At 70.4% G+C, this 15976-nt stretch carries 14 protein-coding genes; 1 reads left to right on the forward strand and 13 read right to left on the reverse strand.

Annotation, left to right across the window (positions count from 1 at the left end; genetic code table 11):
- Positions 1-84 precede the first annotated feature (84 nt).
- The 13 genes from ACIBHX_RS02300 to ACIBHX_RS02360 form a co-directional block, all read right to left on the reverse strand.
- Positions 85-1842, reverse strand: coding sequence for an ABC transporter substrate-binding protein (locus tag ACIBHX_RS02300; protein ID WP_397063420.1), 1758 nt, complete (start codon positions 1840-1842; stop codon positions 85-87).
- Between the two features lie 17 nt (positions 1843-1859).
- Positions 1860-2135, reverse strand: coding sequence for a DUF2160 domain-containing protein (locus tag ACIBHX_RS02305; protein WP_397063422.1), 276 nt, complete (start codon positions 2133-2135; stop codon positions 1860-1862).
- Between the two features lie 2 nt (positions 2136-2137).
- The gene (locus ACIBHX_RS02310) at positions 2138-2890 is read right to left on the reverse strand and encodes a carbohydrate ABC transporter permease (protein ID WP_397065001.1); all 753 of its coding nucleotides are present in this window, start codon (positions 2888-2890) and stop codon (positions 2138-2140) included.
- 53 nt (positions 2891-2943) lie between these two features.
- Complete coding sequence (locus ACIBHX_RS02315; protein ID WP_397063424.1) at positions 2944-3813, reverse strand: carbohydrate ABC transporter permease; 870 nt, start codon at positions 3811-3813, stop codon at positions 2944-2946.
- Positions 3810-4889 (reverse strand): ABC transporter ATP-binding protein, encoded by a 1080-nt coding sequence (locus ACIBHX_RS02320; protein WP_397063425.1) that lies wholly within the window; start codon positions 4887-4889, stop codon positions 3810-3812. Before ACIBHX_RS02320 ends, ACIBHX_RS02315 begins: the two co-directional genes overlap by 4 nt.
- Positions 4882-5973: an ABC transporter ATP-binding protein gene (locus ACIBHX_RS02325; protein ID WP_397063427.1), complete on the reverse strand. Its 1092-nt coding sequence runs from the start codon at positions 5971-5973 to the stop codon at positions 4882-4884. The genes ACIBHX_RS02320 and ACIBHX_RS02325 overlap by 8 nt, the downstream gene beginning before the upstream one ends.
- A 75-nt stretch (positions 5974-6048) precedes the next feature.
- A complete protein-coding gene (rodA, locus tag ACIBHX_RS02330; protein ID WP_397063429.1) occupies positions 6049-7143 on the reverse strand; it encodes a rod shape-determining protein RodA in 1095 nt (364 codons plus the stop codon).
- Complete coding sequence (gene mrdA / locus ACIBHX_RS02335; RefSeq protein ID WP_397063430.1) at positions 7140-8999, reverse strand: penicillin-binding protein 2; 1860 nt, start codon at positions 8997-8999, stop codon at positions 7140-7142. Before mrdA ends, rodA begins: the two co-directional genes overlap by 4 nt.
- 435 nt (positions 9000-9434) lie before the next feature.
- Complete coding sequence (gene mreC, locus ACIBHX_RS02340; RefSeq protein WP_397063432.1) at positions 9435-10154, reverse strand: rod shape-determining protein MreC; 720 nt, start codon at positions 10152-10154, stop codon at positions 9435-9437.
- Between the two features lie 24 nt (positions 10155-10178).
- The gene (locus tag ACIBHX_RS02345; protein ID WP_397063434.1) at positions 10179-11210 is read right to left on the reverse strand and encodes a rod shape-determining protein; all 1032 of its coding nucleotides are present in this window, start codon (positions 11208-11210) and stop codon (positions 10179-10181) included.
- A gap of 105 nt (positions 11211-11315) precedes the next feature.
- Positions 11316-11894 (reverse strand): dihydrofolate reductase family protein, encoded by a 579-nt coding sequence (locus ACIBHX_RS02350; protein WP_397063436.1) that lies wholly within the window; start codon positions 11892-11894, stop codon positions 11316-11318.
- Entirely contained in the window at positions 11891-12664 is a 774-nt protein-coding gene (locus tag ACIBHX_RS02355; RefSeq protein ID WP_397063438.1) for an alpha/beta fold hydrolase, read from the reverse strand. The genes ACIBHX_RS02350 and ACIBHX_RS02355 overlap by 4 nt, the downstream gene beginning before the upstream one ends.
- A 14-nt stretch (positions 12665-12678) precedes the next feature.
- Positions 12679-13179, reverse strand: a complete 501-nt coding sequence (locus ACIBHX_RS02360; protein ID WP_397063440.1) for a cysteine dioxygenase — start codon at positions 13177-13179, stop codon at positions 12679-12681.
- A 125-nt stretch (positions 13180-13304) separates the two neighbouring features.
- Between ACIBHX_RS02360 and ACIBHX_RS02365 the strand changes: the two genes are divergently transcribed.
- Positions 13305-15947 (forward strand): ATP-binding protein, encoded by a 2643-nt coding sequence (locus tag ACIBHX_RS02365; RefSeq protein ID WP_397063442.1) that lies wholly within the window; start codon positions 13305-13307, stop codon positions 15945-15947.
- Positions 15948-15976: the final 29 nt, after the last annotated feature.

Genomic DNA, 15976 nt, shown 5'->3' on the forward strand with positions numbered 1-15976 from the left:
AGCATCAGGTAGAAGCCGCCGAAGGTCATGTGTTGATCACATGACGGGCAATGCGGCGGACCTTTGCCGGGTTCCGATGGCACGTCAGCCCCATTGGGCGAGGAGTTTGTCGTAGGCGAGGGTTTCGGGCTTGCCGCGTTCGTCGGCGAGTTTGGGGGCGGGGGCGCCTGGCTGGTCGAGCCAGTACTGAGGGTCCCGTTCCGGGTTCAGCTTGGGGGCGCAGTTGCCGCCGTAGCCTCGGCGTTCCAGGCGGGCGAGGATGTCGTCCTGCTGCTTGGCGAGGTTGTCCATGGACTGCTGGGCGGTCGTCTCGCCGGTGACCGCGGTGGCCACGTTCTGCCACCACAGCTGGGCCAGCTTGGGATAGTCGGGGACGTTGGTGCCCGTCGGGGTCCACTGCTTGCGCGCGGGTGATCGGTAGAACTCGATCAGCCCGCCGTACTTGCCGGAGTTCTTGGCGAAGTAGTCGCTTCTGATGTCGGAGTCGCGGATGAAGGTCAACCCCTTGATCGACTTCTTCAGCGAGACCGTCTTGGACGTGACGAACTGCGCGTACAGCCAGGCGGCGGCCCTGCGGTCCTTGGGAGTGTTCTTCAGCAGGGTCCAGGAGCCCGCGTCCTGGTAGCCGAGCTTGTTGCCGGTCTTCCAGTAGACGCCGTGCGGGCTCGGCGCCATCCGCCACTTGGGGGTGCCGTCGGCGTTCACCACCGGCAGCCCTGGTTTGGTCATGTCGGCGGTGAACGCGGTGTACCAGAAGATCTGCTGGGCGATGTTGCCCTGCGCCGGGACCGGGCCGGATTCGCTGAAGTTCATTCCGGCGGCTTCCTTGGGGGCGTACTTCTTCAACCAGTCCACGTATTTGGTCAGCGCGTAGACGGCCGCCGGGCCGTTGGTGTCGCCGCCGCGGGTCACCGACGAGCCGACCGGGCGGCAGTTCTCCACCCGGATTCCCCAGTCGTCGACGGGCAGGCCGTTGGGCAGGCCGGGGTCGCCGTTGCCGGCCATGGACAGCCACGCGTCGGTGAACCGCCAGCCGAGCGAGGGGTCCTTGCGGCCGTAATCCATGTGGCCGTAGACCTTCTTGCCGTCGATGGTCCCGTTGCCGTTCACCTTGTTGGTGAAGAAGTCGGCGATGTCCTCGTAGGCGGCCCAGTTCACCGGGACGCCCAGGTCGTAGCCGTACAGGCTCTTGAACTGCTTCTTGATCTCCGGGTCGGTGAACCAGTCGTAGCGGAACCAGTAGAGGTTCGCGAACTGCTGGTCGGGCAGCTGGTACAGCTTCTTGTCCGGGCCCGTGGTGAAGCTGGTGCCGATGAAGTCGCCGAGATCGAGCGTGGGCGAGGTGACCGCCTTGCCTTCCCCCGCCATGTAGTCGGACAGCGGGAACACGTAGTCGCCGCGCGAGTGGGTGCCGATCAGATCCGAGTCGTTGACGTAGGCGTCGTAGATGTTCTGGTTCCCCTGGATCTGGGTCTGCAGTTTCTCGATGACGTCGCCCTCCTGGATCAGGTCGTGCTTGATCCTGATCCCGGTGATCTCGGTGAACGCCTTGGCGAGTTGCTGCGACTCGTACTCGTGCGTCGTGATCGTCTCCGACACGACGTTGATCTGCATGCCGCGGTACGGCGCGGCCGCCTTCATGAACCAGTCCATCTCGGCGAGTTGCTGGTCCTTGGACAGGGTGCTGGGTGTGAACTCGCTGGACACCCATTTCTGTGCCGCCGCTTTCCCGGCGGCCTCGGTCCAGTTCGTCTTACGGCTGTCGTCGCTGTTCCCCGTGCATCCGGGCACCAGCAGGACCAGTACGGCGAGGCCGATCGCCGTGGACCTCGTTGACGGCATGGCCTATCCCTTCTGTGTCATCCCCATCTCCCGATCACCAGCACGACGAGCAGCGCGCACGCCAGCGCGAGCCACATCGACAGGTCGGTGAGGGCGATCCATCCGGCCAGCACGACGGCGGCGCCGATCAGGCCGATGTACAGCCGGTCTCCGCGATCGGTCTCGATGCGGAGGAATCCACGCCGCGCCACCGGCGGCGAGAGCTTGGCCCACACCGCCATCGCGCCCAGCAGGAGCGCCAGCCCGGCGAACACCAGCGCGGTGGGCGGGGTCCACACCATCCACTCGAGCATGGTCAGACCCTCCCCAGCGCGAAGCCTTTGGCGATGTAATTGCGGACGAACCAGATGACGATCGCGCCGGGAATGATGGTCAGCACCCCGGCCGTCGCGAGCAGCCCCCAGTCGACGCCCGCCGCGCTCACGGTCCGCGTCATGGTGGCCGCGATGGGCTTGGCGTTGACCGAGGTGATGGTTCTGGCGATCAGCAGCTCGACCCAGCTGAACATGAAGCAGAAGAACGCGGTGACCCCGATGGCGGAGCGGATCATCGGCAGGAAGACGCGGATGAAGAATCGCGGCAGGGAATAGCCGTCGATCGCCGCGGTCTCGTCGATCTCGCGCGGTATCCCGGACATGAATCCTTCCAGGATCCACACGGCCAGCGGCACGTTGAACAGCATGTGTGCGATGGCGACGCCCAGATGGGTGTCGAACAACCCGACGCTCTGATAAATCTGGAAGAACGGCAGCAGGAATACCGCGGGCGGCGCCATGCGATTGGTCAGCAGCCAGAAGAAGAGGTGTTTGTCGCCGGCGAAACGGAAACGCGAGAACGCGTATGCCGCGGGCAGCGCCACCACGAGCGAGATGACCGCGTTGATGGACGTGTAGACGATGGAGTTGAGATAGCTCGAATACCAGGCGGAATCCGTGAAGAACGTACGGTAATTAGCCAGCGTCGTCCGCTGCGGGATCAGCGAGAAACTCCCGAGTATGTCCTCGTTGGGCCTGATGGACATGCTCACCATCCACAGCACGGGAAGCATGAGCGTGGCCGCGTACAGCCAGAACACCGCACGGGCCCAGGGCAGTCTCGCTCTCATCGCCCGCTCCTGGTCAGCACGGTGAAGAAGACGTAGGAAACGATCTGCACGATGAGGAAGTACAGCAGCGAGAACGCGCCGGCCGGCCCCAGGTCGAACTGCCCGACGGCGATCTTCGACAGCAGGATGCTCAGGAACGAGGTGGCGTTGCCCGGCCCGCCCCCGGTCACCACGAACGGTTCTGTGTAGATCATGAAGCTGTCCATGAACCGCAGCAGGATCGCGATCGTCAGCACCCCGCGCAGTCGCGGGAGCTGGATGTGACGGAACGTCGCCCACCCGGACGCGCCGTCGATCTGGGCGGCCTGGAAGTACGGTTCCGGGATCGACCGCAGGCCCGCGTAGGTCAGCAGCGCCACCAGCGGGGTCCAGTGCCAGACGTCCATCACCAGGACCGTGATCCAGGCGTCGGTGGAGTCGAGGGTGTAGTTGAAGTCGATCCCCAGCACGTTGTTGATCGACCAGCCGCCCAGCCCGATGTCGGGGCGGGCGAAGATCTGCCAGATCGTCCCCACCACGTTCCACGGGATGAGCAGCGGCAGTGCGACGACGACCAGGGCCACGGACACCCACACGCCGCGGCGCGGCATCGCCACCGCGATCGCCACGCCCAGCGGGATCTCCACCAGCAGCACCTGGGCCGAGAACAGCAGGGTCCGCACGAAGGCGGCCCTGACCTCGGGATCACGGGAGACCGAGCGGAACCACTCCAGCCCCACGAAGATCCGGTCGCTCGGGGAGAAGATGTCCTGCACGGAGAAGTTCACGACCGTCATCAGCGGGATCACCGCCGTGAACGCGACGGACACCACCACCGGCAGCACGAGCAGCCAGGCCCGGTTGTTCTTCTGCCGTTCGGTGGTCACGCCGGGTCCAGAGCCGCGACCGAGCCGCACCTGACGGCGTCCCTGAACAGGAACGTCCGATCCGGGGCGAAGCCGAAGAACTCCACGGTGCCCGGCGGATGGGACGAGTCCGCGTCGACCTTGGCGACGAGCGCGTGGTCGCCCACCCTGGCGTGCACGAGGTCGTAGGACCCCATCCGGTCCGTCCCCGTCACCTGAGCCTCCAGACCAGGAGCGGCAGCACCGATCCGCACGAACTCCGGGCGGACGCCGACGTTGACGGGCCCCGGCGGGAGCCGGTCCACCGTCCTTCCGACGGCCGCCCGCCCGACGCTCACCACGCCGTCGGCGATCTCGGCGGGCAGCACGTTCATCCCCGGCGAGCCGATGAAGTGGCCGACGAACTCGTGCGCGGGCGACAGGAACAGCTCGCTGGGCTCCCCGGCCTGCACGATCACCCCGTCGTTGAGGACGATCACTTCGTCGGCGAAGGTCAGCGCCTCCGTCTGGTCGTGCGTGACGTAGATCAGCGTGTGCCCGGTGTCGCGGTGGATCTCCTTCAGCTTGCTGCGCAGCGTCCACTTCAGCGCGGGGTCGACGACGGTGAGCGGCTCGTCGAGCAGCACCGCCGCCACGTCGGAACGGACCAGCCCGCGGCCCAGGCAGACGATCTGCTGCAGGCCCGGGTCCAACCGGCGCGACCTGCGATCGAGATGATCGTGCAGTCCCAGCAGCCGCGACACCGCGCGGACCCGCTGATCGACCGCGGCCTTGGGGAACCTCCGGTTCCGCAGCGGGAAGGCGAGGTTGTCGTACACCGACATCTCCTCGTACAGCACGGGGAACTGGAACACCTGCGCGATGTTGCGGGCCGCGGTCGGCACCTTCGTCACCTCGCGGTCGTCCAGCCAGATCCGGCCGGTCGTGGGGGTGAGCAGGCCCGAGATGATGTTCAGCAGGGTCGTCTTGCCGCAGCCACTCGGGCCGAGCAGCGCATAGGCCCGGCCGCTGCGCCACGTCCAGGTCAGCTGCTCGATGGCCCAGGTACGGCCGGCGTCGTAGCTGTGCCCGACGCCTTCGAGGCGGATGTCAGCCATGCAGGTCGACCTCCGGCGCGGACTCGGCGAGCAGGCGTCCCCCGCTCTCGTCGAACACGAAGACGTGCGCCGGGTCGACGTAGGCGAGCGCCGGCTCCCCGGGCTCGAACAGCCGGGGGCCGGGTAACTGGGCGACCAGGTGCCGTTCACCGGCGACCAGCAGGTGCAGGAAAGTGACGCCGCCCGTCACCTCGGCCAGCCGTATCTCCGCGGGGAACTCCAGCGCGCCGGGACGGCCCGGCACGATGCTCACCTGGTGCGGGCGTACGGCGAGCACCACCTGCCGACCGGAGACCTGCGCGCGCGGAGCGGGGAGCCAGGCGCCCAGACACTCGATCCTGCCCTCGCGCACGACGCCGGGCAGCAGGTTGAGCGGCGGGTCGCTGAGGGTCGCCGCGACCCGCAGCGTCGGCGGATGGTGATACATGTCCGCGACCTCGCCTACGCGCTCGATCCTGCCCTGGCTCAACACCACCGTCGGCGCCGCGAACGTCAGCGCCTCGGCCGGGTCGGCCGTGGAGTAGAGCACCACGCCGGGCGAGTCGCGGAACAGGTCCTTCAGATCAGCCCGCAACCGCTCGCGCAGCTTGTAGTCGAGGTTGGCCAGCGGCTCGTCCAGGAGCAGCACGTCGACCGGTCTGGCCAGCGCCCTGGCGATCGCGGTCCGCTGCTGCTGGCCGCCCGACAGCTCCGCGGGCTTGCGGCCGAGCAGTTCGCCGATGCCCATCAGCTCGGCGACCTCGCGGACCCGCCGGTCGATCTCGCCTTTGGTGTGGGTACGGGCCTGGCGCAGCGGGGAGGCGATGTTCTCGTAGACCGACAGCGACGGATAGTTGATGAATTGCTGGTAGACGAACGCGACCGACCGGGTGCGCGCGGAAATCGAGGTGACGTCTTTTCCATTGACCACGACGCGGCCGCTGGTGGGCGAATCGAGCCCGGCGGCCACACGCATCAGCGTGGTTTTTCCCGCGCCCATCGGGCCGATGAGCGTGGTCATTCCATCGGATAATTCCAGGTCGATATCGTCGAGCCAGATCTCACCGCGTCGCCGTACGCAGATGTCCTCGAGAATCAGCGTCAACGGGCCCCGTCCTTTCCGTCGGAGCACTTTCCACTTCCATCTAACCTGATCTACAAAATTCTGCAACAGAAATGGTCAGCGCAGGGCCAGCGTCGTGCTGCCGCGATGGATCGACTGCAGCACGCCCGTGGCGATGAGGACCGCGGTGGTGGCCGAGCCGCCGTAGGACACGAACGGCAGCGGGACCCCGACGATCGGCACCAGCCCCAGCGTCATCCCCAGATTGACGAACGCCTGCACGCCCAGCCAGCACACGATCCCGGCCGCCGCCACCGTGCCGAACGCCGTCTCGGCGCGGCCGGCGATCCGCAGGCCGCGCCAGAGCACCACGGCCAGCAGCGCCAGGATCGCGGCGGCGCCGGCGAAGCCGAGTTCCTCGCCTGCCACGGTGAAGACGAAGTCGGTGTGCTGCTCGGGTACGAACCCGCCGCCGGTCTGGTCCCCGTTGAACAGGCCGCGGCCGAACGCCCCGCCGGAGCCGATCGTCACCAGCGCCTGGTGTGCCGTGTACCCGGCGCCGAGCTGATCGTTGGAGGGCTCGGCGAAGGCCATCAGCCGCTGCACCTGGTGCGGCCGCAGCAGTCCGGCCTGCCAGGCCAGCAGCGCCGCCGCGACCCCCGCGGCGACGAACGCGAAGATCCATCCCAGCGACACCCGCGACAGGAAGATCGCGCCCATCGCGGTCGCCGCCAGGATCAGCACGGTGCCCATATCGGGCTGCAACGCGATCAGCCCGCCCGGCACCGCCGCCACCCCCAGCGCCATCAGCAGCTGCGCGCCGCGCGGCCGATGCTCGCCGTCGGCAAGCTCGCTCAGGACCGTGGCCAGTCCCAGCACCAGGGCGAGCTTGGCCGCCTCCGACGGCTGCAGTTGCAGGCCGAGCATGGGGATCCAGGATCGCGCCCCGTTGACGGTCCTGCCCAGGGGCGTGAGCACGAGCAGGAGGCCCACGCACACCAGCAGGTAGGCGACGGGGGTGTAGGCGCGCAACATCCGATGGTCGACGAACGTCAGCGCCACCATCAGCGCCAGCCCGAGCCCGATGCTCAGGCCCTGCCGGATCAGGTACTCCCGCGGTTCCCTGGCGGCCGCCCCCACCAGCACCATGCCCACCAGGCACAGCACGATGGACGCGGTGCAGAGCACCCAGTCGAAGCGCGGCCTGGTCACCGGTAGATCCCCTCCCAGATGCGCCTGACGGCGGGGGCGGCGGCCGAGGCTCCCGTCCCGCCCTGGGAGATCATCACCACGACGGCCAGCCGCGGTTTGGCGGCCGGGGCGAAGGACGCGAACCACGAGGTGTCGTGCTTGCCGTACGACTCGGCAGTGCCTGTCTTGCCCGCGATGGGGTGCTTGTCCAGATCAAAGCCGTGGAACGCGCCGGCCGCGGTGCCGTTGCGCGGCACGTCGGCCAGCGCCCGCCGGATGTAGGCCAGCACCTTCCCGGAGACCGGAAGCCTGCCCACCACCGGCGGGGTGATCGTGCGGACCGTGCGACCGTCCGGCGCGATCTCCGCCTTGGCTACGCGCGGGCTGAACAGCTTGCCGCCGTTGGCCACCGCCGCGTACGCCCGCACCAGCTGCAGCGGCGTGACCAGCACGTCGCCCTGGCCGATCGCGAAGTTGGCCGCGTCGCCCGCGCGCCAGCGGTAGCCCTCCAGGCACTGCTCCTTGGCGATGGCGGCCACGTAGGCCGAGCGCCGCTTGTCCTTCTTGCAGTTGACGGCCCTGGTCGCGAGCCAGGTCGCCCGCTTCCAGCTGCGGTCGGGCACCCGTCCCGCGGCCTCGCCCGGCAGGTCGACGCCCGTCGTCCTGCCGAAACCGAACGCCTTGGCGTTGCGCGGCATCAGGTCCCCGCGGCCCTTCAGCCACAGCTCGTACGCGAAGCGGTAGAAGATGGTGTCGCAGGAGGCCGACAGCGCCCTGTGCAGGTTCATCGTGCCCAGCGCGATCCCGTCGAAGTTGCGGAACGACCTGTCGCCCACCAGGTAGGAGCCGGGACAGGAGTAGGTGCCGTTCAGGTCGTAGCCGGCGCGCACGGCCGCGGCCGTCGAGGTGATCTTCCAGGTGGAGCCGGGAGGCCACTGCCCCTGGATCGCGCGGAAGGTCAGCCTGCCGCGCAGCTTCCGGTATTCGGCCGTCGAGATCCCGCCGGTCCAGACACTGGGGGAGTAGGTGGGATATCCCGCCATGGCGACGATGCGCCCGGTGCGGACGTCCATCACCACGGCCGCGCCGGAGTCGGCGCCGCGGGCCTTGGTCACCGCCGCCCGCAGCGACCGCTCCACGATCTGCTGTATCCCGGCGTCGATGCTGGTGACCAGCGTGTTTCCGGCGACGGCGCCCACCTCGGAGACCGTGCGCACCACCTGTCCCGTCGTGTCGACCACGACCTGGCGGCTGCCGGCACGCCCTCGCAGGTCGGCGTCGTAGACGGCCTCCAGCCCGTCGCGTCCCTCCAGCCGCACGCCGGTGGCGGGATCGGGCTCGCCACCGGGCGCGATGTACCCCAGCAGATGCGCGGCCAGGCTCCCGTAGGGGTACTGCCGCACGGGCAGCAGCTCGGCGCTCACCCCGGGGAAGAGCTCGGGCCGCTCGGCGATCTGCAGCGCCGAGCGCCGGCTCACCTGCTCGGCGACGGGAATCGACTGGTACGGCGAGCCGGGCCAGCACGGCCGCCGCACCCCCGTCTCGCACAGCCGTACCCGCGAGGCGACCTCCTGGTACGGCAGGCCCAGCACCTCGGCCAGCCGCCCGAGTACGGCCCGGCCCCCGTCACGCTGGTGGGTGAGCGCGATGTAGTCGACCGACACCACCATCGCGGTCCGGTTGCGCACCAGCGGCCTGCCCCGGCTATCGACGATCTCCCCACGCACGGGCGGGACGACGACGTGCCGGATATGCGACTCGGTGGCGGCTTTGGCGTAGCGGTCGCCTGAGCGGATCTGCACGTCCCACAGCCGCCCGAGGACGATGAGCATCAGCGAGGCGAACAGGATGTGCAGGACCAGCAACCGAGGACGCATGGAAGATCCTGTTCAGGAGAATCCAGACAGGGAGGGCGGCGAGGATGGTGTACGGCACGGCCAGCGGCAGCACCTGCCTGGCCTGCGGCCACACCACATCGGCCCCGTACAGCAGCGCGTGCAGCCCGAAGAGCAGCACGTAACCGCCCAACACCCCGGCCGCGAGCGCGTGCGCCGGTTCCAGCCGGCCGCCCACGTAGCCGAGCAGGCACAGCACGAGGGCGCTGTGGCCGACCGGGGGCACCGCCGGAGGGATGACGTCCAGCGCCAGGCCGAGCGCGAACCCGGCCACCGCGCCGGTGACCGGTCCGCGAATGCGTCCCAGCGCCAGCGCCACCGGCATGCTCAGATCGGGCGTCACCCCGCCGGGCCACGGCAGCCGATTGGCCAGCATGACCTGCAGCAGGGGCACCAGCACGACCACCAGGGCGATCCTCATGGCGGCACCACCACGCCCACCACGTCGAGCGCGGTGAAGCGGGCCGCGGGCCGTACCAGCGCGGTGCGGGTCAGCGGGTCGGAGGTGGACTCGACCTCGGTCACGGTGCCGATCGGCACGCCCGGCGCGTACGGCAGGGCCTTGCGGGAGCCGTAGGTCAGCACCTGCTGGCCTGGGCGCACGTCGGCGCGGGAGTTGAGCACGCGGAGTCGCAGCAGCCCGGTACCGCGAAGTCCCGTGCCGGTGACCGTGCCGATCTCGCCGCTGCCGGCCAGCCGGGCGCCGATCGTCGCGGTCGCGTCGATGGCCAGCAGGACCGTGGCCGTATCGGGTCCGACGGCGATCACCCGGCCGATCAGCCCGTCGCGGTCGAGCACGGTCAGGTCCCGGCGTACCCCCTGGCGGGTGCCCGCGTCGATGGTGACGGTGTCGGCGTATGCCTGCCGCCCGCCGTACGCGACGACCTGAGCGGTGACCGTCCCCTCGCGGACCTGCCGCGGCGGCGAACCCGTCCACAGCGCGGCCCTGAGCCGGGTGTTGTCCTGCTCCAGCGCCCTTACCTGGGCGTCGGTAGGGGAGCGGCCGAGCAGCCGCTCAACCGGCCCGGCCAGGGTCGCGCCCGCCGAGGTCAGCGGATCCAGGCCGATTAACGCGTCCGAGGCGATCAGTACCACGGCGGCCGCCACCAGCGCGCCGGCCACCAGGCGCCCCCGCATGACTTCCACTTCCTCCCGAGCTGGTCAGTGACGTGGCGCCGGCACGAACACCTCTTGGAGCCGGCCGAACTGCTCGATGCACTGCCCGGCGCCGAGCACCACCGAGCGAAGCGGGTCGGCCACCAGCTTGATCGGCATGCCGGTGGCCTCGGCTAGCCGTACGTCCAGGCCGCGCAGTAACCCTCCACCACCGGTGAGCGCGATCCCGGTGTCCATCAGGTCGCCGGCCAGCTCCGGCGGGCATTGGTCCAGCGTGGTCTGCACGGCGTCGACGATGGCGTTGAGCGGCTCGCTCATCGCCTCACGCACCTCCTGGGAGGTGATGCGCACGTTCTTGGGCAGCCCGGTGACCAGGTCGCGGCCCCTGATCTCCGTGTCGGGCTCGTCGCAGGCGGGGCTGGCCGAGCCGATCCTCATCTTGAGCTGCTCGGCGGTCCGCTCGCCGAGCAGCAGCGCGTGCTCCTTCTTGATGTGCGAGATGATCGCCTGGTCGAGCTCGTCGCCGCCGACCCGGATCGAGCAGGCGGTGACGATGCCGCCCATCGAGACCACCGCGACCTCGGTGGTGCCGCCTCCCACGTCGACCACCATGCTGCCCGCGGGCTCGTGCACCGGCAGCCCTGAGCCGATCGCCGCGGCCATCGGCTCCTCGATGAGGTACACGCGTCTGGCGCCCGCCTGCAGCGCGGCCTCCTTGACCGCGCGCTGCTCCACGCCGGTGGTGCCGCTGGGCACCGCCACCACGACCCGCGGCTGCACCAGATAGCGGCGGTGGTGCACCTTGAGGATGAAGTAGCGCAGCATCCGCTCCGCCACCTCGAGATCGGTGATCACGCCATCCTTGAGCGGCCGGATGGCGGTGATGTAGCCGGGTGTTCGCCCGATCATCCGTTTCGCTTCGGATCCCACGGCCACGATCCGGTCGTTACGCGTATTGATCGCCACGACCGACGGCTCGTCGAGGACGATCCCGCGGTCGCGTACACAGACCAGAGTGTTCGCGGTTCCCAGATCGACCGCCATGTCGCGGCCGAGAAACGGCAGGCTCACAGGCATGGGGCAACACCCGCTTTGCGGCATATCGGATTTTTGACACGCTTAGGCGGGTGTCCCCCAGCAGACCCTCTCTAAACTGCGGTTATTCGATTGTTAGCCGGGTCTTCAGGGCCGGCGGGGCTCGTAGGTGGTGATCACCAGGCCGCCCGCGGTGATCCTTGCGTCGACGAGGCTCAGGCCGAGCGGAGGGCCGCCGTCGGCGAACAACCGCTTGCCGCGTCCGACGACGACGGGGTGCAGCCACAGCTGATACTGGTCGACCAGGCCGTGCTCCATCAGCGTCCACGCGAGTTCCGAGCTGCCGGGCACGAGGAGGTATTCGCCCGGCTGCTCCTTGAGCCCTGCCACGGTCTCGGCCACGTCGGTCCGGATCACCGTGGTGCCGCTCCAGGCGGCCTCCGCCAGCGTGGTGGACACCACGTACTTCGGCCGGCCGTTCAGCGCGGCGGCGATCGGATCGTCCAGTTTGGGCCAGACGGCGGCCCAGATGTCGTAGGTGCGCCGCCCGAACAGGAACGCGCCCGCGCCGGCGTAGAGGGGAGTGGCGTACGTGTCGTGCTCGGCCATGAACGGGCCCGACCAGCCGCCGTGCTCGAACCCGCCGTCGAGATCCTCGCGCGAGCCGCCGGGCGCCTGGACGACGCCGTCGAGCGTCACGAACTCGACCACGACCAGCTTTCTCATGACGAACTCTCTGCGAGCAGTCCGGCCATGGTCGCGGGGTCGAAGTTGTGCGGCTGGCCGGCCAGCGTCCGCCGCCGCGCGTCGGGCAGTACGGTGGCCAGCGCGTCGGCCGCGGCGCTCATCCACGGGATCGTGCCGCCGTCCACGACCAGAGTCGGCACCGTCACCGTGGCCAGCCGGTCGGTGGGCATCGAGGAGTCCCCGATCAGCGTGGCGTCGTACACCAGCGCGTGCGCGATCTTCTCCATGTCCGCCCAGAACGGCGACTGCCGCAGCTGAGCGACGAACTCGCCGGGAAGCTCGACGGCGCTGACGAAGAACAGCTCGACCATGTCGCCGCGCCGGCCCTCGGCGAGCAGGGCCACCAGCCGCTGCCGGTAGTCGGCGGGCACGGGCGGGCGGGTGCCGGGCAGGATGTACGGCGGCTCCCACACGACCAGCTTCGTGATGTTCAACCCGCGGGCGACGGCCTCCAGCGCGATGACGGCGCCGCCGGACGAGCCGAACACGGCGGCCGACCCGCCGGCCGCGTCGATCACGGCCCGGAGGTCCTCGAACTCCCGCTGCTCGGAGTACGGCTGGGTGTCCCCGCTGTCGCCGCGGCCACGGCGGTCGTAGTTGTAGACGGTGAAGTGCGCGCCGAGCAGCTCGGCCAGGGCGCTGTTGGCCGACCGGTCGACCGGGCCTGCCCCGATGATGACGAGGGCGGGCCCCTGGCCGTGGCGGTCGTAGGCGATGGTGGTGCCGTCGGCGGACGTCGTGGTGTGCATGGCGTGGTCTCCTGTCAGGTGGTCACGGGAAGGTCGTAGTAGCGGCGGACGCTGGAGCCGATCCTCGACAGATCGGTCCCGTAGATGTGCAGCGAGATCGTTGTCTCCTCGCTCGTGTTGCGGAGCCGGTGGATGTCCCCGGGCGGCGCGAACCCGCTGACTTCGCGGGTGAGGTTGGCGTTCACCCCGGCCTCGACCAGGGACGATCCGTCCTCGGCGAGGGTGAACAGGTCCTCGTGCTCCACGCCCTGGAGCACCCCGAACACGCACCACGTGACGTGGTCGTGGATGCGCGTCTCCTGCCCCGGGCGCCAGACGATCGCCACCATCGAGAACGTCCCGTCGGGCTCGACGTGGAGCAGATGGCTGCCTTGGGCGCGCTGTTCCGTGGTGAGCATGTCGGGGAAGGGAAGGTGGCGGCGGAGCTCCTCGGCCACGTAGTGGGCGGTGTCGTGCCAGTCGGTCCCTTTGCCGACCGCGTCTCGGACGGCGGAGATGAGTGGTTCGATGGTCATGACATCTCCTCATCGAGTGGTTGGCGTCCTGGCCAGCTTCCGGCGCGCGGGCATCCGCGGTGATCCGTGTCCGGCACGGCGGCACCACGGGCCGACCACTGATTCGGCACGGAACGGGGACGCGAGTGGGTCCGATATCGGAGCGCGAGGCGGACGTGCTCGCCGCGCTGGGAGCGCGTCTGACCAACGCCCAGATCGCCCACCGCCTGCACATTTCCGTCCGCACGGTCGAGAGCCACGTCTCGGCTCTGCTGCGCAAGTACGGTGTCGCCGACCGGTCCGCGCTGGCCGAGCTCGGCCGCCAGATCCGGCCGGGCGGACCCGATCCCGGCCGCCTCGCCGGGCTGCCGGCCGGCCGTACCAGCTTCGTCGGCCGTGACGAGGACCGGGCGTCGGTGCTCGCGGCCCTCGACGGCGGGCGGCTGGTGACGCTGCTCGGCCCCGGTGGCGTGGGCAAGACCCGGCTGGCGGTGGAGGTCGCCGAGGCGGCCGGCCCTGCCTTCCCGTCCGGGGGAGCGTTCGTGGACCTGGTGCCGGTCCGTGACGGGTTCGTCGCGCGGGCCGTGGCGACCGTGCTCGGCGTGACGGAGGGATCGCACCAGCCGCTGGCGGAGGCCGTCGCGGCGCATCTGGGCGACGGCAGGTCGCTGCTCGTGCTGGACAACTGCGAGCACGTGATCGACGAGGCGGCCGGCTTGGCCGAACAGATCCTCGCAGCCTGCCCGGGCACGCGGATCCTGGTGACCAGCCGCGAGCGCCTGGGCGTCCCCGGCGAACGCACCGTGCCGGTGGAGCCGCTGGTCGTCCCGGACGCCGAGCGGCTGTTCCACGACCGCGCGCTGGCCGCCGACCCGGGCTTCGTGGCCGACGCGGCGGTGGTCGCGGAGCTGTGCGCCCGGCTCGACGGCGTCCCGCTCGCCATCGAGCTCGCCGCCGCCCGCAGTGCCTCGCTCGGCGGGAGCGGGCTGCTCGCCGCGCTGGAGGACGCGCTGCGCCTGCTGTCGGGCCGGCGGGGCGGTGACGAGCGGCACCGGTCGCTGCGCGGCGTGATCGGGTGGAGTCACGACCTGCTCGACGAGGAGGAGCAGCGGCTGTTCCGCCGGCTCGGCGTGTTCGTGGGGGCCTTCGACCTGGCCGCCGCCATCGAGATCACGGGGGAGCGGGCCGACGTGCTCGGCCGCCTCGTGGACAAGAGCCTAGTCGTCCACCTGAGAGGCACTCCCAGCCGCTGGCGGCTGCTGGAGGTGGTGCGCGCCTACGCCGTCGAGCGGCTGGAACTCGCCGGAGAGCAGGAGGAGACCCGGGCGCGTCACCTCCGCTGGGCCGCCGCGACCGCGACGGCGCTGGAGGATCGGCTCGACGGTGCGTGGCGCGACGACTTCGACGCCACCGTGGCCGACCTGCGCGCGGCACTGGCCGCCGCGCCGCCAGGGCCCGATCCGACGGCCCATCGGCTCGCCCGCGCGCTGGCGCACCTCACGTACGCGCGGCGGCACCTGATGGAGTCCCTCGGGCACTACCGGCTGGCCGCCACGCACGCGACCACCCCCGCGGACGCGGCCCGCGATCTGCGGGCGGCAGCCGGATGCGCGCACGTCGGCACCATGTCGACCCAGCAGGTCTTCGACCTGCTCGTGGCCGCGGCCTCGCAGGCCGGCGACGGCCGGGCGATCGACCTGGCCAGGGCGGTGGAGACGGCGTGCCGCTACCACGTTCCCGCGCCACGTGAACGCCTGGTCGCGCTCTTCGGCGAGGCCGAGCGGGTGGGGGACCGTACAGACCTCTCCGTGGCCGCGAGCCTGGCCATCGCGGCGGCGTGGATGGCAGGACCTGGCGACGCCCCTGACGCGCGGCTCGCCCGGGCCGCGCTCGAGGTGGCGGAGCCCACGGGGGACCCGGCGGCGGTGAGCGCGGCGCTGTGCGCGGTCGGCACGGCCGCGCTGCACGCGGGGCGGCCGCGGGAGGCGCATCGCGTCACACAGCAGCGGCTGTCCGCGCTGGCGCTGATGGACCGCGACGACCCCTACTACGCCCCGGAGATCTGCAACACCTACGGCCGGGCCTGCCTGTACGCGATCACGGCCGGGGACCTGCCCGGCGCGAGGTCCGCGGCCCTGGCCGGGCTGAACGACGACCTGATGAGCCAGTCGTACGTCACCGTCAGCCGGCTGGTCCCGCCGCTCGTGCTGACCGGGCGGCTGCACGAGGGGCTCGAGCACGCCGCCAGGATGTGGGAGGAGTGGGAACGCGCGGGCCGGCCGAACCCGTCCTGGATGGCTCCGGCGGTGGCCATGACCGCGCTCGCGTACGGCCTGCTCGGGGATCACGGGTCGCTGGCGCTGTGGCGGGCCAGAACCGCGCAGGTCGCCGGTGCGGCCAGGCCGGCGGTCGCCTTGTTCGCCGACGTACGGCTGGCCATCCACACCAGTCAGCCAGTCCCTGCCGACCCTGCTGTCGTTCCCGGTGACCCGTACACGGCGTACGCCCAAGCGGCGGCGGCGGAACTGGCCGTCGTCTCCGGGCTGCCCGACGCTGCCGAGCGCCTGTCGAGCGCCGCGCGGGCAGCCGAGCAGAACGAGTGGGCGGCCGCCTGCCTGGCCCGCGCCACCGGCCGCCTCCACGCCGACACCGGCGCGCTCACCGCGTCGATCGAGGCCTGGGAACGCCTCGACGCCCGCGCAGAACGCGCCTGCACGCTGCTGCTGCTCCCCGACCGGGCCGACGAGGCCCACACGGAGCTCGAAGCCCTGGGGATCCCGCTGCCCTGAAATTCGGTCGACGGCCGAGGCTCAGGCTG

It is taken from the genome of Nonomuraea sp. NPDC050536, from assembly GCF_044457685.1.
In the GTDB taxonomy this organism is placed as follows: Bacteria; Actinomycetota; Actinomycetes; order Streptosporangiales; family Streptosporangiaceae; genus Nonomuraea.